The sequence below is a fragment of the Nonomuraea sp. NPDC050790 genome, from assembly GCF_044456745.1.
Lineage (GTDB): Bacteria > Actinomycetota > Actinomycetes > Streptosporangiales > Streptosporangiaceae > Nonomuraea.
This window is the reverse complement of record NZ_JBITGF010000001.1, coordinates 393241-416945: the sequence shown is the minus strand read 5'-3', so window position 1 is coordinate 416945 and position 23705 is coordinate 393241. Positions and strand designations below refer to the sequence as shown.

At 71.6% G+C, this 23705-nt stretch carries 23 protein-coding genes; 8 read left to right on the top strand and 15 right to left on the bottom strand.

Annotated elements, in window-relative coordinates; genetic code table 11:
- The first annotated feature begins 101 nt into the window (after window positions 1–101).
- Complete coding sequence (locus ACIBEJ_RS02005) at window positions 102–1385, top strand: ABC transporter ATP-binding protein (RefSeq protein ID WP_397180699.1); 1284 nt, start codon at window positions 102–104, stop codon at window positions 1383–1385.
- A 69-nt stretch (window positions 1386–1454) separates the two neighbouring features.
- Here the strand turns inward: ACIBEJ_RS02005 and ACIBEJ_RS02000 are convergent, their stop codons facing one another.
- From ACIBEJ_RS02000 to ACIBEJ_RS01990, 3 genes are all read right to left on the bottom strand, one after another.
- Window positions 1455–2171, bottom strand: coding sequence for a FadR/GntR family transcriptional regulator (locus tag ACIBEJ_RS02000; protein WP_397180698.1), 717 nt, complete (start codon window positions 2169–2171; stop codon window positions 1455–1457).
- 239 nt (window positions 2172–2410) lie between these two features.
- Window positions 2411–3172 carry an IclR family transcriptional regulator gene (locus tag ACIBEJ_RS01995; RefSeq protein ID WP_397180697.1) on the bottom strand — a complete coding sequence of 254 codons (762 nt, stop codon included), beginning with the start codon at window positions 3170–3172 and terminating at the stop codon, window positions 2411–2413.
- An 11-nt stretch (window positions 3173–3183) separates the two neighbouring features.
- Window positions 3184–3528 (bottom strand): hypothetical protein, encoded by a 345-nt coding sequence (locus ACIBEJ_RS01990; protein WP_397180696.1) that lies wholly within the window; start codon window positions 3526–3528, stop codon window positions 3184–3186.
- A gap of 72 nt (window positions 3529–3600) precedes the next feature.
- Between ACIBEJ_RS01990 and ACIBEJ_RS01985 the strand changes: the two genes are divergently transcribed.
- On the top strand, window positions 3601–4374 hold the full coding sequence (locus tag ACIBEJ_RS01985; RefSeq protein ID WP_397180695.1) for a cyclase family protein: 774 nt from the start codon (window positions 3601–3603) through the stop codon (window positions 4372–4374).
- A complete protein-coding gene (locus ACIBEJ_RS01980) occupies window positions 4371–5870 on the top strand; it encodes an MmgE/PrpD family protein (protein ID WP_397180694.1) in 1500 nt (499 codons plus the stop codon). Before ACIBEJ_RS01985 ends, ACIBEJ_RS01980 begins: the two co-directional genes overlap by 4 nt.
- Here the strand turns inward: ACIBEJ_RS01980 and ACIBEJ_RS01975 are convergent.
- Complete coding sequence (locus ACIBEJ_RS01975) at window positions 5867–6340, bottom strand: NUDIX hydrolase (protein ID WP_397180693.1); 474 nt, start codon at window positions 6338–6340, stop codon at window positions 5867–5869. The genes ACIBEJ_RS01980 and ACIBEJ_RS01975 overlap by 4 nt on opposite strands.
- A gap of 34 nt (window positions 6341–6374) precedes the next feature.
- The gene (locus tag ACIBEJ_RS01970) at window positions 6375–6953 is read right to left on the bottom strand and encodes a TetR/AcrR family transcriptional regulator (protein WP_397180692.1); all 579 of its coding nucleotides are present in this window, start codon (window positions 6951–6953) and stop codon (window positions 6375–6377) included.
- Between the two features lie 83 nt (window positions 6954–7036).
- On the opposite strand from ACIBEJ_RS01970, the gene ACIBEJ_RS01965 reads away from it, so the two are divergent.
- Entirely contained in the window at window positions 7037–8131 is a 1095-nt protein-coding gene (locus ACIBEJ_RS01965; RefSeq protein WP_397180691.1) for an FAD-dependent oxidoreductase, read from the top strand.
- On the opposite strand, the gene ACIBEJ_RS01960 is transcribed toward ACIBEJ_RS01965, so the two are convergent.
- The 4 genes from ACIBEJ_RS01960 to ACIBEJ_RS01945 form a co-directional block, all read right to left on the bottom strand.
- Window positions 8132–9295: an acyl-CoA dehydrogenase family protein gene (locus ACIBEJ_RS01960; RefSeq protein WP_397180690.1), complete on the bottom strand. Its 1164-nt coding sequence runs from the start codon at window positions 9293–9295 to the stop codon at window positions 8132–8134.
- Between the two features lie 13 nt (window positions 9296–9308).
- The gene (locus ACIBEJ_RS01955; protein WP_397180689.1) at window positions 9309–9827 is read right to left on the bottom strand and encodes a MaoC family dehydratase; all 519 of its coding nucleotides are present in this window, start codon (window positions 9825–9827) and stop codon (window positions 9309–9311) included.
- A gap of 66 nt (window positions 9828–9893) precedes the next feature.
- On the bottom strand, window positions 9894–10505 hold the full coding sequence (locus tag ACIBEJ_RS01950) for an amino acid-binding protein (RefSeq protein ID WP_397180688.1): 612 nt from the start codon (window positions 10503–10505) through the stop codon (window positions 9894–9896).
- A gap of 91 nt (window positions 10506–10596) precedes the next feature.
- Entirely contained in the window at window positions 10597–12195 is a 1599-nt protein-coding gene (locus tag ACIBEJ_RS01945) for an ROK family transcriptional regulator (protein WP_397180687.1), read from the bottom strand.
- 58 nt (window positions 12196–12253) lie between these two features.
- Here ACIBEJ_RS01945 and ACIBEJ_RS01940 point away from each other — a divergent pair, with 58 nt between their 5' ends.
- Window positions 12254–14110, top strand: coding sequence for a beta-N-acetylhexosaminidase (locus ACIBEJ_RS01940; protein WP_397180686.1), 1857 nt, complete (start codon window positions 12254–12256; stop codon window positions 14108–14110).
- Window positions 14111–14380: 270 nt separating this feature from the next.
- Here the strand turns inward: ACIBEJ_RS01940 and ACIBEJ_RS01935 are convergent, their stop codons facing one another.
- The 6 genes from ACIBEJ_RS01935 to ACIBEJ_RS01910 form a co-directional block, all read right to left on the bottom strand.
- Entirely contained in the window at window positions 14381–14854 is a 474-nt protein-coding gene (locus tag ACIBEJ_RS01935; protein ID WP_397180685.1) for an SRPBCC family protein, read from the bottom strand.
- Window positions 14851–15189: an ArsR/SmtB family transcription factor gene (locus ACIBEJ_RS01930; protein ID WP_397180684.1), complete on the bottom strand. Its 339-nt coding sequence runs from the start codon at window positions 15187–15189 to the stop codon at window positions 14851–14853. The genes ACIBEJ_RS01935 and ACIBEJ_RS01930 overlap by 4 nt, the downstream gene beginning before the upstream one ends.
- Before the next feature lie 101 nt (window positions 15190–15290).
- Window positions 15291–16310, bottom strand: a complete 1020-nt coding sequence (locus ACIBEJ_RS01925; protein WP_397180683.1) for a LacI family DNA-binding transcriptional regulator — start codon at window positions 16308–16310, stop codon at window positions 15291–15293.
- The gene (locus tag ACIBEJ_RS01920; RefSeq protein WP_397180682.1) at window positions 16307–17155 is read right to left on the bottom strand and encodes a sugar ABC transporter permease; all 849 of its coding nucleotides are present in this window, start codon (window positions 17153–17155) and stop codon (window positions 16307–16309) included. The genes ACIBEJ_RS01925 and ACIBEJ_RS01920 overlap by 4 nt, the downstream gene beginning before the upstream one ends.
- Complete coding sequence (locus ACIBEJ_RS01915) at window positions 17152–18015, bottom strand: carbohydrate ABC transporter permease (RefSeq protein ID WP_397180681.1); 864 nt, start codon at window positions 18013–18015, stop codon at window positions 17152–17154. The genes ACIBEJ_RS01920 and ACIBEJ_RS01915 overlap by 4 nt, the downstream gene beginning before the upstream one ends.
- Window positions 18016–18213: 198 nt before the next feature.
- Window positions 18214–19503, bottom strand: coding sequence for an extracellular solute-binding protein (locus ACIBEJ_RS01910; protein ID WP_397180680.1), 1290 nt, complete (start codon window positions 19501–19503; stop codon window positions 18214–18216).
- 217 nt (window positions 19504–19720) lie between these two features.
- Between ACIBEJ_RS01910 and ACIBEJ_RS01905 the strand changes: the two genes are divergently transcribed.
- Genes ACIBEJ_RS01905 through pulA form a run of 3 tightly spaced genes read left to right on the top strand, consistent with a single transcriptional unit; the run spans window position 19721 to window position 23696 of the window.
- Window positions 19721–19975, top strand: a complete 255-nt coding sequence (locus tag ACIBEJ_RS01905; RefSeq protein WP_397180679.1) for a hypothetical protein — start codon at window positions 19721–19723, stop codon at window positions 19973–19975.
- Window positions 19972–20793, top strand: a complete 822-nt coding sequence (locus ACIBEJ_RS01900) for a hypothetical protein (RefSeq protein WP_397180678.1) — start codon at window positions 19972–19974, stop codon at window positions 20791–20793. Before ACIBEJ_RS01905 ends, ACIBEJ_RS01900 begins: the two co-directional genes overlap by 4 nt.
- Window positions 20733–23696, top strand: coding sequence for a pullulanase-type alpha-1,6-glucosidase (gene pulA / locus ACIBEJ_RS01895; protein WP_397180677.1), 2964 nt, complete (start codon window positions 20733–20735; stop codon window positions 23694–23696). Before ACIBEJ_RS01900 ends, pulA begins: the two co-directional genes overlap by 61 nt.
- The last annotated feature ends 9 nt before the right edge of the window (window positions 23697–23705 follow it).

Sequence of the window (23705 nt, the reverse complement as noted above, 5' to 3'; positions counted from 1 at the left end):
CCAATCCATAGAGATTTTTGATGGCAAGGGTGGACATCAGGCTGTAACCGCGATGTACTACCTCATCAATCACAGCGGAACCTGGCTGCAAGGTGCTGCCCATGAGCTCGGTCGTTCTCGACAAAGTGACCAAGGTTTACCCGGGGGACCACCTGGCGGTCGACCGCATGAGCCTGAAGGCGGAGGACGGCGAGTTCCTGGTCCTGCTGGGGCCTTCCGGCTGCGGCAAGTCGACGCTGCTGCGCATGATCGCCGGGCTGGAGGAGATCACCGAGGGCGACCTGTGGCTCGACGGCAAGCTCGCCAACCACCTCGCCCCCCGTGACCGCGACGTGGCCATGGTCTTCCAGAGCGGCGCCCTGTACCCGCACCGCTCGGTGCGCGGCAACATCGCCTTCCCGCTGGAGATCGCCAAGGCCGACCCCGCGCTGGTCAAGGAGCGCGTCTTGGAGCTGTCCAAGGCGCTGCACATCGACGAGACGCTCGACCGCCGCCCCGGCACCCTGTCCGGCGGCCAGCGCCAGCGCGTGGCCATGGGCCGCGCCATCGTCCGCCAGCCCAAGATCTTCCTGATGGACGAGCCGCTGTCGAACCTCGACGCCGGCATGCGCACCGAACTGCGCATGGAGATCTCCGCCCTGGTCAGGTCGCTCGGCGTCACCACGATCTACGTCACCCACGACCAGGTCGAGGCGCTCACGCTGGCCGACAGGATCGCCATCATGAACCGCGGCGTCCTGCAGGACGTCGGCACCCCCGCGCAGATCTACAACGACCCGGCGACCGCGTTCGTCGCCGCCTTCCTCAACTCCCAGCAGCTCAACCTGCTGAGCGCGACCGTGCGCACCCCGCAGAACCAGTACGTGATGCTGGACTTCGGCCCGCACCGGCTGACGATCCCGTGGAGCGACCCCCGGGCGTACGCGATCTCGCAGTACACGGGCAGCCAGGTCCTGGTCGGCATGCGGCCCGACGGGCTGGCGCCGGTGCCGGAGACCTACGACGGGCCGGCGTTCTTCGGCCGGGTCAGGGCGCTGGAGTACCACGGGCACGAGTGGCTGGCCTACGTGGAGTGCGGGGCGCCGGGCGTGGCCGTACCCGAGCCTCCCGACCCGCGGCGGCGCGTCAACGGGCACGCGCAGGAGTCGGCGGGGCTGGGCACGCTGCTGCGGCGGCTGTTCGCCTCGCGCGCGGAGATGGAGGAGCAGGAGCAGGTGGACGAGCAGGAGAGCGGCCACCACCGCAGGACCGACCTCATCGTCCGCCTGGGCGTGCGGCCCGCCTGGCGGGTCAACGACGCCGCCAAGGTGGCCGTGGACGTCTCCCGGCTCATGGTCTTCACGCTGGAGGGCGCCCGCATCGACGCCCCCCGCCGCGCCACCTGAGCCCTCCGGATGACGCGCCCTCTCGGCGGCACGCCCTTTTGAGGCGTGCCATCCGAGGCGCTGGGTCCGTCAGAGTGGTTCGGGGGCGGTGTTGCGGTCGATGGCGAGGTAGGTGCCGCGCAGGCGGGCCAGGTGGGCGTGCTGGGCCGCGCGGGCGCCCTGCTCGTCGCCCGCCTCCACCCGGTCGAGGATCTCGCGGTGGTCGCGCTCGACGTCCCGCCAGAAGCCGCCCGGCGCCCGCGAGCGCTGGAACCGCTCGTCCAGGACCTGGAAGACGGGCCTGGCCACCACCTCCAGCAGCGGGTTGCCGCAGGCGCCGAGCAGGAGGGCGTGGAAGCGCCGGTTCGGCTCGTACCGCTGCTCGGGCGCGGCCGGGCCGGGGCCGGAGAGCGTGGCCCGCAGCGCCGCCAGGTCCTCGGGGGTACGGCGCAGCGCCGCCAGCCCCGCGGCCGGCACCTCCAGCAGGTCGCGGATCTCCAGGAACTGGTCGACGGTGAGCCGCGTGCCCACGGCCAGCAGGTTGAGGCTGGTGGCGAGGTAGTCGCTGATCTGCTCGGGCCGCGGCGTCACCACGAAGCTGCCCCCTGCCACTCCCCTGACCGTGGCGATGAGGTTCTGGCTGGCCAGCAGGCGCAGCGCCTCACGAACCGTGCTCCTGCTCACCCCGTAGGCGGCCGACAGCTCGGGCTCGACCGGCAGCCGGTCACCGGGGCGGAAGCGACCGGCCACGATGAGCTCCCGCAACTCGGCGGCGAGCGCCTGGTAGGCGGGCGGCTTCTTGGTCACACCCTCAGACCCTACTCGCGGGCCTCGGATGGTATCGGCCCCGCCCGGCCCTGCCGGACGGGGCCGGCGAGGCGCCGGGGGGCGGGTTCGGCCTCCCCCACGGTGAGGCCGATCCTGCCGTTCCGAACCCCGCCGTACGAGGGGCCCCGTTCCACTTCTGGGAACAGCGTTCCAATCTGTGGCGGCCCTGTCAATGGCAAGAACCGGAGCGGCCTGGCCGTACCGGAGAAAACCGGTGCTCAGCGGCGGTGACCGAGTCGTGCGGAAAGTCGGTCGGTGGCCTCCAGAAGGGCCGCCGCGCACGCGTCGGCCTCGCCGACGAAGCGCTCGGCGGGCCCGCAGACGCTGATCACCGCGGCGGGCAGGCCGTGGTGGTCGAGGATCGGCGCGGCCACGGAGGCGGCGCCCCGCTGGCGCTCGGAGATCGACATGGCGTAGCCGCGGCGGCGGATCAGCGCCAGCTCCGTGCGCAGCCGCTCCGGGTCGGTGACGGTGGCCGGAGTCAGCGGGTCGAGCGGCGCCGACAGGTAGGAGTCGATCTCCACCTCGGGCAGGAAGGCGAGGAACGCCTTGGACGAGCCGCCCGCGTGCAGCGGGTACGGCACGCCGAGCGAGACCGCCATGATGACCTCGCGCGGCGGTTTGACCTGGTCGATGTAGACGCGGCTGAGGCCGGTCCTGATCGACAGGGTCGCCGTCTCCGTCGTGCGCGCGCTCAGTCCGGCCAGCTCGGGCGCGGCCAGGCGGCGGATGTCGATGCGATCCAGATACGCCAGCCCCAGCCGCATCGCGGTCAGCCCGAGGGAGTAGCGGCGGCTGTCCTCGTCGAGTTCGACCAGGCCTCGGCTGCGCAGCGACGCCAGGACCCGATGGACCGCCGCCTTGGACATGCCGAGGCTGTCGGCGATCTCGGTCACCCCGAGCGTGCTGGTGCCCGCCTCGGCGAAGCGGACGAGTACGTCGGCCGCCCGTTCGACGGTCGCGACGGTCTGGCTGGACATGCTGGAGCCTTTCACCTGCGCTGCAACCCCACCGGTACGGGTGGGTCAGTCATGATTCTCGTGTCCACGAAGGCCCACCATTCTTCCTGTGACACACGCTGCGACTCCCAGGATGAGTCGCTCTTGAGGCTGGCCAGGGCTTTCCTGTAGGCGCCCCATGCCGCCTCGTCGTCGAAGGCCGCCCAGTTCTCCAGCATGTATACGTCACCCACCACGCTGTAGAACCAGCGCACCTCCTTCACCATCGGCAAATCACGGTAGAACCAGCGCTCGCGCTCCTCCAGCCACTCCCAGAAGGCCGCCATGTCCCTGCGGGCGCGTTCGGCGAGCCGCATCCGGTAGACCAGGTAGATCATGGGTACAGTCTGAAACCTAATTCCAATAATTGGAACAACCGGGAGTGAGCCATGTGGCAGGACGGGTTGCGTGTGTACGACTTGGCGCAGCCGATGCGGCGGGGCATGCCCCAGTCGCCCAATCATCCCCCCTTCCGCATGCTCCTGGAGCGCCGTCACGGAGACGTGGTCCGCGCCGACGGCGGTTCCGCCGCCAACGAGCTGATCGTCACCGGCGGCCACGTCGGCACGCACGTCGACGCACTGGCCCACGTCTCACACGACGGCCTCCTGTACGGCGGAGCCGACCCCGCCGCCCTCACCACCAACGACGGCTTCAGCGCCCTCGGCATCGACTCCTTCGACCCGTACGTGGGCCGGTGCGTCCTGCTCGACGTGGCCCGCGTCCACGGCACACGCTCTCTGCCGCCCGGCTACGAGGTGAGCGCCGCCGACCTGGAGTCCGCCGCCGAGGGACTGGAGATCCGCGAGGGCGACGCCTTGCTGGTCGGCACCGGCTGGTCGCGCGTTTGGCACGATCCCGGGCGGTTCACCGGCCTGACGGCGGGCGTACCGGGACCCGGGGTCGAGGCCGGACGCTGGCTGGCCGAGCGGCGCCCGCGCGTGGTCGGCGGCGAGACGATCGCCTTCGAGCACATCGCGCCGGATCGCGGCCACGCCGCGCTGCCGGTTCACCGGATCATGCTCGTGGAGTCCGGGATCAACATCGTGGAGACCATGCGGCTGCACGAACTGCTCGACGCGGGGGTGCGCGAGTTCCTGCTGGTACTCAACCCGCTGCCGATCGTGGGGGCCACCGGCGCACCGGTCAGGCCGCTGGCCGTACTGACCGGGGAGCGCGTATGACCACACACGTACAACTGCTGGCCGCCTTCGCCGCGCGCTGCCGCGACGAGGGCCTGCCCGGCCGGGTCCGCGAGGACGTCTCGGGCCGGATCCTGGACGTGCTCGGCAACTGCCTGGCCGCCTACGCCGAGTCCGACGCCGACGCCGCGCCCGCCGTCCTGCGCGCGGCGCTGCGGTGGAACGGTACCGAGGAGGCCACGGCGATCGGCAGCGGCCACCGCCTGCCCGCCCCCTCGGCGGCCCTGGTCAACGGCACGCTCGCGCACGCGCTCGACTACGACGACACCCATCTGCCCTCGGTGCTGCACCCGAGCGCCCCGGTGGTGCCCGCCGCGCTGGCCGCCGCGGAGGCCACCGGCGCGGACGGGACGGCACTCGCGGCCGCCGTGGCCGCGGGGATAGAGGTGTGCAACCGCCTCGGCATGGCCTCCTATCTGCCCGAGGCGGGCAACTCGCTCTTCTTCGACAAGGGCCAGCACGCCACGTCCATCTGCGGCACGCTCGGCGCCGCGGTGGCCGCCGGGATGCTGTACGGCCTGCCCGCGCAGGGCCTGGCCGACGCCATGGGCATCGCCGCCAGCATGGGCGCGGGCGTCATCGAGGCCAACCGGACCGGCGGCACCGTCAAGCGGGTCCACTGCGGCTGGGCGGCGCACGCCGGGACGTCCGCCGCGGTGCTCGCGCTGGAGGGCGTCACCGGGCCGCCGACGGTGCTGGAGGGGCGGTTCGGGTTCTTCCAGGCATGGCTGGACGGACGGTTCGACGCCGGGGCGTTGCTGGACGGGCTGGGCGAGCGGTGGGAACTGCTGCGCACCGTCTACAAGCCGTACCCGACCAACCACTTCACCCACCCCGCCATCGACTGCGCCCTCGCGCTGCGCGACCGGCTCGGCCCTGAGGCGCTGGCGGGGGCCGAGATCGAGCTGGGCGTGCCCGCGCCGGTGCTGCGCACGATCGCCGAGCCCGCCGAGGAGAAGGCCTCACCCCGCTCCCCCTACCACGCCAAGTTCTCCGGTCCCTACACGGTCGCGACCGCGCTGCTCGGGTCGGGGGGCGGGCTCGGCGTCTGCCTGGACGACTTCGCCGAGCTGGATCCGGCGCGGCTGGCGCTGGCGGCACGGGTGCGGTGCGTGGCCGACCCGCGCGCGACGGAGATCTTCCCGCGCGCCTTCGCGGCCGTCCTCCGGGTACGGCTGGCCGACGGCACCTGTATGGAGCACCGGGTCGACTCCTCCCGGGGCGGGCCGGAACATCCGCTGACCGGGGAGGAGCTGGCCCGCAAGTTCCGCGACAACGCGCGCCGAGCCCTTTCGGAGGAGCGGATGGAGGCACTGGTGACGGCAGCCCGCTCCGGCGCCCCGGCCACGACCCTGCTCCCCCTGACCACGACCCACCCACCCACGACGCCCTCCTCACCACAGACGCCTTCGGACCAGACGTTGCTGGAGCGGACTTCGGCGGATCAGGCTCCCGCGGACCAGATGACCACGATCTAGACGACGGTGGCGCGCCCGCCGGGCCCGTCCGGCCAGGTCCAGTAGCGGACCGGGCCGGACGGCTCGCGCAGACAGGCGGTGGCGGGCTCGCGCATGACGGCCAGCGGGAAGTCCGCCAGCCGCGCCACGGCCTCCCCGACCGGCACCCACGCCGCTTCCAGCACGTCCCCGTCGGGGTCGGCGGGCACCAGATCCGGCCCGCTGGGCCGCTCGAAGGCGAAGTACAGCGCGGTCAGCGTCGCGGGAACCGGGAACTGCACGACCGCCAGCAGCCGCGTGGGCGGACCCACCTTCAGCCCGCACTCCTCGGCCACCTCGCGGACGGCCGCCCGATCCGACAGCTCACCGTCCTCGACCATGCCGCCCGGCAGGCCCCAGATCGGGTGCGGGTCTCCGGCGTTGCGCTGACGGACCATGAGTACCTCGCCGTCCCCGCGCACGACGGCGCTCACGGCCAGAAGTGGTGTCACCCCCGCATTCTCCCGCCTGAGGTCGCAGCCCCGCCTACAGCCGCGCGTCCGGGTAGACCGCCCGCAGCACCCCGCGCACGAACGCGCCCGGATCGTCCAGCCCGGCCGCGGCCGTCGTGTCCGCGCCCCCCGACAGCAGGTGCGGCAGCGCCCCGTGCACGGCCAGCGTGACCAGCGCGGCGCTCTCACGGCTGACCGGCAGCCCGGCCGCCCGCTGGGCTGCCTCGAAGGCGGCGAAGTCGCCCGCCGCGATCGGGTCGAGGATCTCCGCCAGCCACGGCCGGCGCGCGGACTCTGCCTGCAGCTCCAGGTAGGCGAGCAGCCGGTCGCGTCCCGGCCCCGCCGCCTCACGCAGCAACCCCTCGAACCTGGCGGCCAGTTCTCCCACGGTTGCGGGCGGCGCGGGCGGGACGGCGGCCCGGTAGAGCTCCAGGCAGCGCTCGGCGACCGCGCGCAGCAGGTCCTCGCGGGCGGGGAAGTAGTTCTTGGTCGTGCCACCTGGCACCCCCGCCTCGCCGTCCACCGCCCGGTGCGTCAGCCCGCGCCCGCCCTCACGCGCCAGCACGTGGATGGCCGCATCGCGCAGAAGGTCGCGCCGGTCCTGGTTCGCCATGCTCCGCCTCTCCCTCGGCCTTTGCGGATACTACCCCAAACGTGGTACCACAGTTGTGGTAGTCGAGTTTCTGGAGGCGGGACATGACAAGGAAGCCAGTGGAGCCCGGGGCCGGTGTAGGCGAACCGGCACCCGGAAAGGCCAGGGCCGGAGGGCTGGTGCCGGGGAAGGCCGTAGTGGTCGGGGCCGGGGTGAGTGGGCTGGCCACCGCGATCGGGCTCCGGCGCGCGGGGTGGTCGGTGCGCGTGCTGGAGCGCCGCACCGAGATCGAGAGGTACGGCACCGCCTTCGGCATCCACCCCACCGCCCAGGCCGCGCTGGAACGGCTGGGTGTGGGGCAGGAGTTCGGGCGGCGGGCGGTGCCGTACCGGGAAGGGCGCATCCGCACCCCGGACGGCGCGGTGGTCGCGCACCTGCCGCTGGAGCGCATCGAGCGCAGGGCCGGGCGGCCGGAACTGCTGATCGCCCGCCCGCACCTGCTCGACGTGCTGACCGGAGCGCTCGACGTGCCGATCGAGTTCGGCGGCGAGGCGCGCGAGGACCTCACGGCCGGGCATGATCTCGTGGTCGGCGCCGACGGCATCCGCAGCGCGGTGCGGCGGCGGCACTTCGGCGGACGCAGCGGACCCCGCCCCGTGGGGACGGTGGCGTGGATCGGCATCGCCGGGTTCGCGAGCGATGTCCACGGTGAGACGTGGGGCGCGGGGCGGTTCTTCGGGATGACGCCGGTCGAGCCGGGCCGGACCAACTGGTACGCGACGGTGCCGGAGGCGACCACCGCGGCGGAACTGCGTGAGCTGTTCCGCGGCTGGCACGACCCGATCCCCCGCATCCTGCACGAAACCGACCCATCGGAATGGATCCGCTATGAGATGCGCCACCTGTACCCCGCCCTGCCCTCCTTCACCAGCGGCGGCAACGTTGCGCTGGTCGGCGACGCCGCCCACGCGATGACGCCCAATCTGGGACAGGGCGCCTGCACCGCGATCCTCGACGCCGAGGCGCTCACCCGGGCGCTGACCACGCACGCCACGCTGCCCGGAGCGCTGCGCGCCTACGACGCCGAGCGGCGGCGCAGCGCGCAGCGGGTGGCGTTCGGCTCGCGGAGTCTGCACCGGTTCATGACGCTGCGGCGCACCGGGCTGCGCGACGCGCTCCTGCGCCTGCTGCCCGCCTGATCACCACCCGACCTTGCCCTTGCCGCTGATCAGCGCCTTGGCGATGACCAGGCGCTGGACGTCGTTGGTGCCCTCGCCGATCGCCATCAGCGGGGCGTCGCGGTAGAGGCGCTCGACGACGTACTCCTGGCTGTAGCCGTATCCGCCGTGGATGCGCATCGACTCCAGCGACGCCTTCAACGCCACCTCGGAGGCGAAGTACTTGGCCATCCCCGCCTCCATGTCCACCCGCTTGCCGCCGTCGGCCTGCGAGGCGGCCCAGTACGTCAGCAGGCGGGCCGCCTGGATCTCCGTCCCCAGATCGGCGAGCTTGAGCTGGACCGCCTGGAACTCCGCGATCGGCTGCCCGAAAGCCTCCCGCTGCCGGGAGTAGGAGAGCGCCGCGTCGTAGGCCGCCTGCGCCACCCCGACCGCCCTGGCCGCGATGTTGACCCGGCCGATCTCCAGCCCCGACAGCACCTGCTGCATGCCCCGGCCCTCCTCGCCGCCGAGCAGGGCCGACACCGGCACGCGTACGTCCTGCAGCGCGACCTCACACGTCTCCGTGCCCTTGTAGCCGAGCTTGGGCAGATCCCGGCTGACCGTGAAGCCGGGCGTGCCCGCGTCCACGAGCAGCACCGACATGCCCCTGTGCGCGGGCTCGGTGATCGACGTCTTCACCAGCACCGGCAGCGGGTCGGCGTGGCGCGCGTTGGTGATCCAGGTCTTGGCGCCGTTGACGACGTAGTGCTCGCCGTCGCGCACCGCGCGCGTCTGGATGCCCTGCAGGTCCGTGCCCGCTCCCGGCTCGGTCAACGCCAATCCGGTACGGCGGGCGCCGCTCGCCAGATCCGGCAGGTAGCGGCGCTTCTGCTCCTCGGTGCCGTGGCGGGCGATCATCCAGGCCGACAGCGAGTGGGAGCCGATCGTCCCCGCCACGCCCATCCAGCCTCTGGCGATCTCCTCGAAGACCAGCGCGAACGTCACCATGTCGGCGCCGAGCCCGCCGTACTCCTCCGGGACCGTCAGCCCGAACAGCCCCATCTCCTTCATCTTCGCCACGATCTCGGTGGGGTACCTGCCCGCGTGCTCCCATTCGGTGGCCACGGGAAGGATCTCCTTCTCGACGAAGGCGCGCAACGTCTGCCTGAAGGCCCTCTGGTCGTCGGTCAGCTCGAAGTCCACGGCGCGTCGCTCCTCACGTGGTCATGGGACCGTTCTTGGCCTGAGGGAAGTAATCCTTGTCCTGCGGGGCGTCGCGCCGGTACACCATGACCGTCCTGGTCCACGACATGATCTCGTCGCCGTCCTGGTTGAGTCCGCGCGTACGTGCCGTGACGATGCCCGCGTACGGCCGCGAGCGCGACTCCCGCTTCGCGGTGACCAGCGATTCGGCGTAGACGGTGTCGCCGACGAAGACGGGGTGGGTGAGCCTGATCTCCTCCCACCCCAGGTTCATGATCGCCGTCTGGGACACGTCCATCACCGACAGCCCGAGCACGATCGCCACCGTGAGCCCGGAGTTCACGATGATCTTCCCGACCGGGGCTTTGGCGGCGAAGTGGGCGTTGAAGTGGTTCTGGTTGGTGTTCATGGTGAGCAGCGTGAACCACGTGTTGTCGGCCTCGCTGATCGTGCGGCCGAGCGGGTGCTGGTAGACGTCACCGACCACGAAGTCCTCGTAGTAGCGGCCGATGGCCGGCTCGTGCACGGTCACCTTGGCCACGTTAATCATCAGACCTTTACCCGGTCAACGCCCCACCCCTGGACGAACGGATAGGGGTCAGGGCTGGTGGGTGGGTTCCGGGGTGCGGCCTGACAGCTTGGCCACCACGTCGGCGATGCGGGTGGCGCGGTGGAGTTCGGCGCGGTGGAAGGCGGGGCCGACGGAGCGGGCCACCACGATGTGGAGTTCGGCGACGGGCAGCACCATGAGGCGCAGGTCGGCTCCGGCTCGGGCGGCGGCGCGCAGAGGCGGGTCCGGCAGGTCGAACGTGGAGGGGGCGGCCAGGCTGGCATGCCGTACCACTCCGTCGGCCAGCGCGAGCGCCCAGTCGGCCCCGCACAGGGCGGGCAGGGCGTCGACCAGCGTCGCGAGGCCGCGCGCGGGGTCGGCGGCGACCTGCGTGAGCACGTCGTAGTCCGGCGCCGAGCCCGGGATCTCCCTCGTCGGCCAGCAACCCTCCACGCGGACGCCGGGCGCGCCGGACAGGCGGTCGCTCACGTCGCCCGCGGCGGCGGGCCAGTTGACGGTGAACTCGTCCAGCGCCCGGCCGGCCTCCCGTTCCAGGACGGTCACCTGGAGGATGTCGGCGCCGAGTGCGCCCAGTGCCTTGGCCACCTGCCCCAGCCCGCCGGGCCGGTCCGGCAGGGACACTCTGATCCGAAGCAGCATCGTCCGCCCCCTTTCGTGAGGGTCCACGGTGCCGTGTCGAGGTTTCCACCACGTTCCACGGATATGTCGCGCATGATGCGGCTATCTCGCATTATTGCTGGTCGAACAGTTGGGCATACAGCCGTTCCAAGGCCACCACCACCGCGCCACGCAGCACCGGATCGCCCTCCACGGTCCCCGGCATCACCCGCGTGGGCAACGGGATCGACCTCGCCAGCCGTTCCTCCACCCTGACGGCCAGCGCCTCCCCTCCCGCCCTGCCGATGACCCCGGCGAGAATGAGGACCCCAGGATCAAGCACCGCACAGACGGCCCGCGCCGCGAACACGATCCGATCAGCCAGCGCGTCCAGAAACACCGGCGACGCCCGCCTGACCAGCGCACCCAGCTCCTCCACCCCCATCCGCCCCACGACCAGTCCCCCACCGGCAACACCACCCAACCACCCAACCCGCTCCCCACCTGCCTGCCCAGCCTGACCGCCACCTCCCCGCCCGGTCTCGTCGCCGCCTCCCAGACCAGCCTGACCGCCACCTCCCCGGCCAGCCTCGTCACCGCCTGCCTGACCACCTGACAAGTCGGCCACCCGACCTGCCAAGCCACCTGACACGTCGTCGCCGCCCATGCCGCCCTGGTCACCCCCGCCCTGACGACCAGGCATGTCCGCGCCGCCCCCAGCCTGACGACCAGGCGTGTCCGCGCCATCCGGCCCAGCACCGGCCTGGCCACCTGACAGGTCAGCGCCCTGGCCGGCCAAGCCGCCTGACAGGTCGCCTGCCTGGCCAGTGCCCTTGGGGGCAGGGGTGGCAGAGGTTGTGACCGAGGGCGTGGGCGAGGTTGCGAGCGGTGCGGGTGAGGGCGGGAGGGGGGTGGGTGGGGTCGGGTTTTGGGTTTGGGGCAGGGAGTGGAGGGCTGGGCCGGTCATGAGGTCGGGGAAGGTGCCACCGGTCAGGCCCAGGGGCAGGTAGGCGATCTCGCCGGCGCCGCCCGATCGCCCGCGATGCAGGCGGCCGTTCAGGATCACGGCCATGCCCACGCCGGTCCCCAGGGAGAGGAGGGCGAAGGTGTGCTCGCCCCGGGCGGCGCCCAGACGGTGCTCGGCCAGGCCGATGAGGTTGACCTCGTTCTCGACCAGGACGGGCAGGCCGCCCAGGCGGGCGCGCAGGCCGGGCAGCAGGTTGGCGTGCCAGGTGGGCAGGGCGCCGACGAAGGAGACGTCGCCGGTCTCGGGGTCGATGAGGCCGGGGGTGCCGACGACCACGCCGTCCAGGCGGTCGAGCGAGAGCTGGGCGTCCTGGAGAGCTGCGGTGATGGTGTCGAAGACGAGCTGGTCGGGTTCGGCGGCCGGGTCCAGAGGACGCCGGGCGGAACCTACCTGGCTGCCTGTCAGGTCGTTGACCGAGGCCAGTACCTCTCCTGCCCGCACCTCCACCCCCGCCACGTGCGCGTGGGCGGCGACGACGCCGTAGAGGACGGCGTTCGGGCCGCGGCGCCGGGCCGGGGACTCGCCGACCGGGGTGATGAGGTCGGCGGCTTCGAGACGGTCCACGAGGTCGCCGATGGTGGCGCGGGAGAGCCCGGTGCGTTGCTGCAACTCCGCCCTGGACAGGCTGCCGTGTTCCAGCAGCAGGTCGAAGGCCGCCCGGTCGTTGATGAGGCGGGCGGTGTGGGGTGAGGCGGTGCGCGGCATGGGCCAAGATGTACCACATGGTCTTTCTTTCTGGATACCATCCTGTTAATTTGCAGACATGAGCGATCGATACGCACTCCTCGTCCCTGCTCCCCGGCATGCCACGGCCCAGCCCGGCTCGTTCACGCTCGACGCGAGTACGCTCCTGCACGCGGATCCCGGGGTCGCCCACCTGGTACGGCGGCTCCTTCACTCACTCAACCTGCCCCTCGCGCCGGGCTCATCGCCGGACAGCTCCCCGCACGGCCCGGCATCCGGCAGCACACCCCACGGCACAGCGCCACAGAACGCGCCCCATGCCTCCGCGCCGCAAACCGCGTCCCACGGCTCATCGCAACAGAACGCCTCCCAGGGCTCTTCACCCCAGAACGCCTCCCACGGCTCATCTCCGCAGACCGCCTCCTCGCCGGACGACGCGTCACGCCAGGGCGGGCTGTCGGTGCGGGTCGAGGACGGCGGGCCGGCCGAGGGTTATCGGCTGCGCGTCTCCGGTGACGGCATCGCGATCACCGCGACGGACCTGGCCGGCGTACGGCATGCCGTACAGGCACTGAAGCAGTTGCTGAGCGCGGACGCGTGGCGGGCGGCGGCGCGGCAGGCGCGGTGGGAGGTGCCGTGCGGCGAGATCGAGGACGCGCCCGCGGTCGGCTGGCGCGGCGGCATGCTGGACGTGTCGCGACATTTCCTGACCAAGGGGATGGTGCTCAAGTACGTCGACCTCCTCGCCATGCACCGCATGAACCGCCTCCACCTCCACCTCACCGACGACCAGGGCTGGCGGGTCGAGAGTCTGCGGCACCCGGCGATCAACCGCAGGTCCACGCACCGGCCCGACACGCTCATCGGCCACCGGCGCTACTCCAACGACTACGACGGCACCCCCCACGGCGGCTACTACACCCTCGACGACCTCGCCGAGATCTCCGCCTACGCCGCCGAGCGCGGCATCACCGTCGTCCCGGAACTCGACCTGCCCGGCCACGCCTCCGCCCTGCTGGCCGCCTTCCCCGAACTCGGCACCGGCAGCCGCGAGGTGCTCGGCGGCTGGGGCGTCTCCGCGGGCGTGCTCAAGCCGATCCCCGCGGCCGTCAAGCTGGTGTGCGAGCTGGTGGACGAGGTGCTTGAGGCCATCGACACCCCGTATGTGCACCTCGGCGGCGACGAGTGCCCGACCGAGGACTGGCCGCTCGACCCCGAGGTGTCCGCGCACATGGCCGCGCTCGGCGTGACCAGGGCGAGCGACATGCACGGCTGGTTCCTGCGCCAGATCGCCGACCACCTCGCCGCCCGCGGCAAGCGCATGATCGTCTGGGACGAGGGCTTCCAGACCGGCGGCGTGCGCGAGGACTCGATCGTGATGTGCTGGCGCGGCGACGCGATCGCCCGCCAGGCCGCGGCGGCCGGGTATGAGGTGGTCCGCGCGCCCACGTACCCCACCTACTTCGACTACGACCAGTCGACCCTGCCCACCGAGCCGCTGTCGATCGGCGGCCCGATCACGCTGGAGGACGCGGCCACGTTCGAGGTCCTGCCCGCCGCCTGGTCGGAGGAGGAGCGGGGGCGGGTGCTGGGCGGGCAGTTCCAGGTGTGGCGCGAGTACATCCCGGACGACCGCCACCTCGACTACATGACCTTCCCGAGGGCGTGCGCGATCGCGGAGGCGGCCTGGTCCGGCCGTCCCGCCGACTTCGCCGACCTGACCCGCCGGTTGAGCGAGGCGCACCTGGCCCGGCTGGAGGCCGCGGGCTGCGAGTACCGCCCCCTCGACGGCCCCCACCCGTGGCAGACCGGCGGCACCGGCCGCCGCACCCGCGAAACCAACGACCCCCACCGCACCCGCCAGGACTGGCACGCCTGGCGCGACCAACTTCCCCCCGTCGAGGTGCACGTCTCGGCGATCGATCGCTCCTCGTGACGATCAAAAACCAGCCCTAGAAGTTACGGCCCAGCCACCTGGCCCCCGCCCGCCGCACAGGGCTGGGGGCCTTCCAGGAAAACGGCAGGCAAGCCGCGCGTGGCCGGCCACCGTTACGCCCGCCCCGCCGGCCGGCCAAGTGGACAGGCAAGTGAGCCAGTTAGGTGGACAGGCAGGCGGACCGGCCAGGTGGTAAGGCAAGTGGGTCGGCCAAGCTGACATGGAAGCGGACAGGCCACGGAGACAGACCAAGGGGACAGGCCGGACGGGTTAGGGGGTCAGGTCGGCCAGGACCTTGTCCAGGCGCCGGTACCCCTCTCCCGCCCCCCGTTCCATCGGGGACCGGAGCGCCACGTCACGCACTTCCCGGGACGAGTATGTGATCGTCGTCGTCAGCGTCGTGCGGCCGGCGTGTTCGTCCAGGGTCTGGGTGGCGAGCGACTCGCCCTCCACCCACTGGTCGTCATAGGACTCCGTGAACACCAGCCGCGACTCAGGCACGATCTCCCGGTAGATGCCGCCGTGCGCCATCTCCGCCCCGCCCGGCCCGGCCGACACGAACCGCCACGCGCCGCCCACCCGCAGGTCGATCTCGCACCGCACGATCTGCCACCCCTGCGCCCCCAGCCACCGCGGCACCAGTTCCGGGTCGGTCAGCGCCGCCCACAGCAGCCGTCGCGGTGCGTCGAACGGCCGGATCATGATGATCTCGGTCTCCCCGAGCGCCTCCACGGTGAGCGTCATGGCCGCTCCTTCAGCTCGTCCAGCAGGTCGTCCAGCCGTTGGTAGCTCTCGTGCCAGAAGTCGCGGTAGTTCTCCAGCCAGTCGGTGGCCTCCTTGAGCGGCTGGGCCTCCAACCGGCAGGGACGCCGCTGGGCATCACGGCCGCGGGAGATGAGCCCGGCTCGTTCCAGGACCTTCAGGTGCTTGGAGATCGCGGGCTGGCTCATCGCGAACGGCTCCGCCAGCTCGCGCACGCTCGCCTCACCCGCGCGCAGCCTGGCCAGGATGGCCCGCCGGGTCGGGTCGGCCAGCGCGGCGAAGGTGGCGTCAAGGCGTTGATAACTGTCCAGTTCCATAACTAAACGGTTCTATACCGGCCCGCCACCCTTGCTGTCAAGCGGCACCTGCCCCACCTGCGGACCAACACCAACGAACTCAGCCCAACCGCAGGCCACCCTCAAGCCGACCTGACCACCTGCGGACCCGAGCCGGTCGAGCCGCGCACGATCAGTTCCGGCTGGAAGATCAGCTCCGAATGCCGAGGCGGCGCCCCGCCGAACGCCTCCATCAGCGTCTGCACCGCCGCCGCCACCATCGCCCGAATCGGCTGCCGAACCGTGGTGAGCGGCGGATCGGTGAAGGCGATCAGCGGCGAGTCGTCGTACCCCACCACCGAGATGTCGCCGGGCACCGACAACCCCCGCTCCCGGCAGGCGCGGATCGCCCCGAGCGCCATCAGGTCGCTGGCGCACACGATCCCCGTGCAGTCCCGGTCAAGGAGCTGGGCGGCGGCAGCCTGGCCGCCTTCGACGGAGAACAGCGAGTGGGCGATGAGAGCGTCCACGTCGGTCGCCCCCAGCAACTGCGCCATCGCCCGCCGGTAGCCCTCGATCTTCCGGATGACCGGCACGAACCGCCGCGGCCCCAGCGCGAGCCCGATGCGCTCGTGCCCGAGGTCCACGAGATGCTGTACGGCCAGCCGCGCCGCCAGCCGGTCGTCGGGGGAGATGAAGGGCGCGGGGACGTCGGCCGCATAGCCGTTCAGCAGCACGATCGGCACCCCCTGCCCGATGAGCTGCACGTAGCGGTCGGAGCGGGCGGCGGTGTCGGCGTGCAGGCCCGACAGGAACACGATGCCGCTCACCCCGCGCTCCACCAGCAGTTCGGTGAACTCGTCCTCGGCCGCCCCGCCGGGCGTCTGGGTGCACAGCACCGGCGTGTAGCCGTGCTGGACCAGGGCGCGCTCGAACGCCTGGGCGAAGGCCGGGAAGATCGGGTTCTCGAGTTCCGGCGTCACGAGGCCGACCAGTCCGGCGCTGTTGCGGCGCAGGCGGGGCGAACGCTCGTACCCCAGCACGTCGAGCGCGGCGAGGACGGCCTGCCGGGTCGCGGGCGAGACGCCCGGCCGGCCGTTGAGGACCCTGCTCACCGTGGCCTCGCTCACCTCGGCCTGGGCGGCGATGTCGGCGAGCCTCACAGCTTCGTGGCGCCCGCGGTCAGCCCGGTCACCAGGTGGCGCTGGACCAGCAGGAACACCGCCGCGGCCGGGATCGCGATGAGCGCGGCGGCCGCGGTCAGCAGCCCCCAGTCCGACCAGTGCTGCCCGACGAACTGCTGCAGACCGACGCCGAGCGTGCGTTTCTCCTCCTGCGACATGAACACGGTCGCGTAGGCGACCTCGCCCCAGGCGGTCATGAAGCAGTAGAAAGCGGTGACGGCCAGGCCGGGACGGGCCAAAGGCAGCACCACCCGCCAGAACGCGCCGAACGGGCTGAGCCCGTCGACCATCCCGGCCTGGTCGATCTCCTGCGGGACGGTGTCGAAGTAGCTCTTCATCATCCAGGCGCAGAACGGCACCGCCACCGTCATGTACGCGATGACCAGGCCGGGAAGCTGGTTGAGCAGCTTCAGCGAGGCCATCAGGTTGTACAGGGGCACGATGAGGATCGCCACCGGGAACATCTGCGTGATCAGCAGCAGCCACATGACGCCCCGGTAGCCGGGGAAGCGGAAGCGGCTGATCGCGTAGCCGGTGGTCGCGGCCAGGAACACGCCGAGCAGCATGGTCAGCCCGGCGACCAGCACCGAGTTGAGCAGCCACGTCGGGAACGCCGTCTCCGACAGCACGCGGCCGTAGTTGCCGAGCGAGGGGCTGTTGAACAGCTCCAGCTCGGTCGACAGCCAGCCGTCGCGCGGTTTGAGCGAGGTCAGGACGAGCCACACGACGGGGAAGATGGAGATCAGCGAGGCGACGATCAGCGTCGCGTGCAGCGCGATCGACGCCAGCGGGCCTCTCTCGCCTCTCTTGAGCTGCTTTTTCACCACACCTCCCCGGTCTTGCGCAGTGCCCGGCGGTACCCGAAGGCCATGAGCACGAGCAGCAGCAGGATGATGACGCCCCAGGTGGCCGAGCCGGAGTAGTTCCTGACGCCGGTGAAGGCCTCGCGGAAGGCGTAGGTCACCAGGATCTCCGTCTCACTGCCCGGTCCGCCGCCGGTCACGAGGAAGATGACGGGGAACATGTTGAACGTCCAGATCGTGCCGAGCAGGATCACCGTGCTGGAGACGGCCCGCAGCGACGGCAGCGTGATGTTGGTGAAACGCTGCCACGGCGAGGCGCCGTCCACCTCGGCCGCCTCGTACAGCTCCCTGGGGATCGACTGCAGCCCGCCGAGCATGGCGACCATCATGAACGGCACGCCGAGCCACACGTTGACCGCGATCACCGCGATCCTGGCGGTGAACGGGTCGTTCAGCCAGCCCACCGGGCCGAGCCCGGCCGCCTCCAGCATGGCGTTGATGACGCCGTAATCGCTGTTGTAGAGGTAGCGCCAGATGAAGGCGGCCACGAACGCGGGGATCGCCCACGGCAGGATCAGCAGCACCCGGTAGACCGAGCGAAAGCGCAGCTTGCGGTGCAGCAGTACGGCCAGGCCCAGCCCGAGCCCGTAGTGCAGGGCCACGCAGGCCACGGTCCAGGTGACCGTCCAGCCGAGCTTGGCCCAGAACAGTCCGCTGCCGAGGATGTCCAGGTAGTTGTCCAGCCCCACGAACTCGTAGCGGGACGGGATGACGTTGACCCCGATCGTCCGGCCGACGTTGGCCTCGGTGGCGTCGGTGAGCGACAGGTAGACGCCGCGGGCCAGCGGCCAGCCGATGAGCACCGCCATGACGACGAGCACGGGAGCCACCATCGCCCAGGCGTACCAGTGACGCTGCCAGGCCCGGCGCGGGCCACGGGCATGCCCCGCGGCCCGAGCCCACCCGCGCCCAGCCGACACGGGCTCAGCGAGAGGCTGACCGACACCCGAGTCCGGCACGGGCTGCTTTGTGCCCGAGTCCGGCACGGGCTTATTTGTGCCCGAGTCCGGCACGGGGGCTCAGCTCCAGTCCTTGAAGATGCCCCGGTACTTCTGGTCGACCGTCTTCATCATCTGCTCGGGCGTCTCCTTGCCACCGACGAGAGCCTGGTAGCCCTCCAGCAGCGGCTGGAACAACTGGCCGCCCTCAGGGATCCACGGCCGCGGCACGGCCGAGTCGAGCACCGGCTTGAAGACGGTGACGTCCTTGTTGGCGGTGACCGCCGGGTCGGTGAAGGCCGAGGTACGCGGCGGCAGCAGCCCGAGCTTCCCGGACATCTTGGCCAGGCTCTCCTTCGAGGTCATGAACCTGACGAACTCGTAGCTGGCCGGGATGTTCTTGGAACCGGCGTAGATGGCCAGGTTGTGGCCACCGGTCGGGGCGCCGGCCTTGACGCTGCCCGCCGGGACCGGCGCGATGCCCAGGTTCGCCTTGTCCTTGAACTCCGCGCCCTGGTAGATCTCCGACAGCGCCCACGGGCCGTTGTAGATCATCGCGGCCTTGCCGTCCTTGAAGGCGGTCATCGCGTTGACGTAGCTGTCCTGTACGGCGGGCTTCGCGGCGGCCCCCGAGGTGACCAGGTCGGAGAGGGTCTGCATGGCCTTCACGTTGGCCGGGGAGTTCACCACGATCTTCTTGGCGGCCACGTCGAGGGTGTCGCCGCCCTCGCCGTACATGAAGGGGAGCAGGAAGTAGGCGTCGACGTTGAGCGCCAGGCCGGTGACCCCGGCCTTGGACTTGACGTCGAGGGCGGTCTGCTTGAGCTCGGTGACGTTCTTGGGCGGCTCGCTGTGGCCCGCCTTCTCCAGGAGCTTCTTGTTGTAGAGCAGGGCGAGGGTGTCGGTGACCTGCGGCACCGCGTACGTCTTGTCCTGATATTTCGTGCTGCTGAGTGGCCCGGGAAGGAAGTCCGCCTCGTTGTCGATCGCCCGCGATCCGTCGAGCGGCTGCAGGTAGCCCAGCGACGCGAACTGCGACGTCCACGCCACCTCGGCGCGGATCACGTCCGGCGCGCCCGTGCCCGCCTGGGCGGCGGTCTGGAACTGGTTCTGCGCCTGGTCGAAGGGCACGTTGACGTACTTGACCTTGATGGCCGGGTACTTGGCCTCGAACTCCTTGATCAGCTCCTGGAAGACGGGCCCCTCGCTGTCGGGCCTGGTCGTGTCCCACCAGATGATCTCGCCGCTGATCTTCGACGGGTCGGCGGCCGACTGCGCCGGGGCGGGAGCCGCGCTCTCACCACCGCCGCACGCGGAAACCGCCAACACAAGGGCTGCCACGACCGCCGCCGCCGGAAAGGCTCGCCGCATGGTCCATCTCCTCAGGTACTCGGAACCGGGTCAAGCAACCGGGACGTTACGCCCACATGACCAAATCCAGAAGAACTTTCTGCAAGGTCTGCAAACTTGTTACATCTGGACCCCTGATCATCAACCTTTTTGCAGCAATCCCCTGCAAGGCATTGCAGGGGCCGCCGCAAGCACATACGTTCCGGGCAACGTCCTCCATTTCGCCTGGAGTGCCCCCGTGAGCTCCCGCCCCGCCTTACGCACGCTCACCGCCCTGGTCCTGGCCGCCGCGCTCGTCGGCGTACCACAGGGCAGGGGTACGGCGGAGCCCGCCGACGCCCCCGTGACCACCCCGCTGAGCGACCGGGCACAGCCGGGGGACGAGTCCCTGGCCAGGGACGCCGCCCGCGACGAGCTGTCTCGCGAGCGTTTCTACTTCGCCATGACCGACCGCTTCGCCAACGGCGACCCGAACGTTTCTCCCCTGCGGTGAACCGGGGCAGGTTCTTCGTGTTCGGCGAGGTGTTCAGCGCCGACCCCGCCTTCACCAGCCGTTACTCCACCCGCGGCGGCATGGACGCCACCCTCGACTTCCCCTTCCAGGACGCCGCCCGCGCCTACGCGGGCGGCAGGGGCGGCGCGGCGAGGCTCTCCGCCCTGTACGCCGCCGACGACCACCACCTCGACGACGACCTGATCGGCACCGACGCCACCCACGCCAGGGACAACCACGACCCGTCCCACCCCCTGTACCGCCACATCGCCGCCCTGGCCGCCCTGCGCGAGCGCCATCCCACGCTGGCCGACGGCGCCCAGATCGAACGCCTGGCCCAGGCGGGCCTCTACGCCTTCTCCCGCATCGACGCCCGGCAGCGGGTGGAGTACGTGGTCGCGGTCAACAACGCCACGGCGCCCGCGAGCGCGCGCGTCCCGACCTACTCCCCCTCCGCCCCCTTCCACCAGCTCTACGGCCCCGCCCCGGGAGCGACGGCCGCCGGCCAACCGGTCACGCTGACCTCGGTCCCCGATGCCGCGCTGCGCGTGACCGTGCCCCCGATGTCCGCGGTCGTCTTCCGGGCAGGAGCCAAGCTGAGCGCCCCGGCCGAGGGACCGAGGATCTCGCTCACTCTGCCCGGCGAGGAGATCCGCGGCACCCCCGAGGACGAGCGGGTCGAGATCCGGGCCCATGTCCCGGGCGACGGCTTCGACCAGGTCACCTTCGCCGCCAAGCCGGTGAAGGACCGTGGCGGGTGCTGGGGACCGACGATGCCCCGGGCACCGGCCGTACGTACCGGATATTTCATGACCTGAGGGGTATCGCGGCCGGAACCCCGATCCTCTACAAGGCGGTCGTCAAGGACTGCGCGGGACGGCACGCCGCCGCCGTCGCCCAGGCACGAAAGGGCCCGGACCCGAAGCCCGGCGAGCCCGTCACCCGCGACTGGCTGGTCGTCCACTACCAGCGCCAGGACCACCAAGGCTGGGGCCTGCACGTGTGGGGCGGCGCGGCCGTACCGACGGAGGGGAACACCCCGCTGCCTCCCACGGGCCGCGACGCGTTCGGTGTGTACTGGAGGGTGCCGCTGGCCGAAGGCGCGAAGGGACTGAGCTACGTTGTGCACAAGGGTGAGGAGAAGGACCAGCCCGCCGACCAGCGGCTGGACGTGGGCGAGGCGTGGAAGCTGTCCGGCGTGGACGGGTACGTGCTGCCGCGACCGGCGGGCGGCGCCGACGTGGACCTGAAGCGGCTGCGCGCCCACTGGATCGCCCGCGACACCGTCGTCTGGCAGGCTGGCGAGGGCGCCGTCAAGGCGCTGGAGTCCACGACCGACGGTGGCAAACGGCTCCTGCGGCTGCTGCCCGGCGCGCTCACCGCCGCGCAGCGGGCGAAGTGGCCGCACCTCAAGGCGCTGCCCGCCTTCAAGGTGGACCCGCGCGACGCCCGCCTGGTGCCGCAGGCGCTGCGCGGCCAGGTGGCGGCGGTCGAACGCGACGCCGGCGGCCGGCTGCTGAGCGCCACCGGCGTGCAGTTGCCGGGCGTGCTCGACGACCTGTACGCCACCGGCGAGCCCCTCGGCTACACCGGCGACCGCCTCGCGCTCTGGGCTCCGACCGCCCAGCGGGTACGGCTGGCGCTGTACGACGACTCCCCGGCGTACACCGAACACGCCATGCGGCGCGACGAGAAGACCGGCGTGTGGTCCGTGCGCGTCCCCCGGGCCTGGCGCGGCCGTGACTACACCTACCTCGTCACGGTCTACTCCCCCGCGCACGGCGGCGTCGTCACCAACGAGGTCACCGACCCCTACGGCCTGGCGGTGGCCGCCGACGGCGTGCGCAGCAGGCTCGCCGGCCTGGACGCCCAGCGCCCGCCCGGCTGGAACGACCTAACCAAACCCCCGCCCAGCCCCGCCAAGTCCATCTACGAGCTGCACGTGCGCGACTTCTCCGCCGCCGACCCCACCGTCGCGCCGGAGCGGCGCGGCACCTACCTGGCGTTCACCGGCGACGGCGCGGGCATGCGGGCGCTGCGCGACCTGGCCCGCGACGGACTCACCCACGTGCACCTGCTGCCCGTCTTCGACCTGGCCACCGTGCCGGAACGCCGCGCCGACCGGAGCGAGCCCGCCTGCGACCTGGCCGCGATGCCGCCCGACTCGCCGCTGCAGCAGGAGTGCGTCGCGCGGACGGCGGCCAAGGACGGTTTCAACTGGGGTTACGACCCGCTGCACTACACGGTGCCCGAGGGCTCGTACGCGACCGACCCCGACGCGCGCACCCGCGAGTTCCGCGCGATGGTGGCCGGGCTCAACCGGGCGGGGCTGCGCGTGGTCATGGACGTCGTCTACAACCACACCCACTCCATGGACGTCCTGGACCCGATCGTGCCCGGCTACTACCACCGGCTGCTGCCCGACGGCACCGTGGCCACCTCGACGTGCTGCCCGAACACCGCCCCCGAGCACGCCATGATGGGCCGGCTCGTGGTCGACTCGGTGGTCACCTGGGCCCGCGCGTACAAGGTCGACGGCTTCCGCTTCGACCTCATGGGACACCACCCGAAGGCGAACATCCTGGCCGTGCGCAAAGCTCTGGACGCCCTCACGCCCGCCGAGGACGGCGTCGACGGCAAGGACATCCTGCTGTACGGCGAGGGCTGGAACTTCGGCGAGGTGGCCGACGACGCCCGCTTCGAGCAGGCCACCCAGGCCAACCTGGCCGGGACCGGGATCGCCACGTTCAACGACCGGCAGCGCGACGGGGTGCGGGGCGGCGGGCCGTTCGACGCCGACCCGCGCGTGCAGGGCTTCGGCTCCGGGCTGGCCGGCGACCTCAACGGCGGCCCCGCCAACGGGGACGCGGCGGCCCGGCTGGCGCACTATCAGGACCTCGTCACGCTCGGCCTGACGGGCAACCTGCGCGACTACGTGCTGCCCGACGGCCGTGCCGGCGCCGACGTGCCCTACAACGGGCAAAAAGCCGGATATGCCGCCGATCCCTCTGATGTCGTGACATATGTGGATGCGCATGACAACGAGACGCTGTACGACGCGCTCGCGTACAAGCTCCCGCAGGGCACGGACATGGCGGCGCGGGTGCGGATGCAGACGCTCTCGCTGGCCACGGCGCTGCTGGGGCAGGGGATAGCGTTCGTGCACGCGGGCAGCGAGCGGCTGCGCTCGAAGTCGCTGGACCGCAACTCCTACGACTCCGGCGACTGGTTCAACCGCCTGCACTGGGACTGCGCCCTGGGCAACGGCTTCGGCGCGGGGCTGCCGCCGAAGGCGGACAACGAGGCCAGGTGGCCCTACGCGCGGCCGCTGCTGGCCGATCCCGGGCTGCGGCCGGACTGCGCGGCCATCTCCGCCGCCCGCGAGCGGTTCGGGGAGTTCCTGCGCATCCGGGGCTCGTCGCCGCTGTTCGCGCTGGGCGAGCGGGCGCGCGAGCGGATCTCCTTCCCGCCCGCGCCACCCGGCGTGATCGCCATGCGCCTGGACGGCACCGGCCTCGACCCGCGCTGGGCGGCGGTCACCGTCGTCTTCAACGCCACCCCCGCGCCCAGCACCGTCACCGTGGCGGCGCTGAAGGGGAGCAGGACCACGCTCCACCCCGACCAGGCCGACCCGGTGGCCGGGCGGTCCGTCTTCGACCCGGCCATCGGCGCGCTCACCGTCCCCGGCAGGACGGCCGCGGTCTTCGTGAGCGCCCCCTAGAATCCGCCT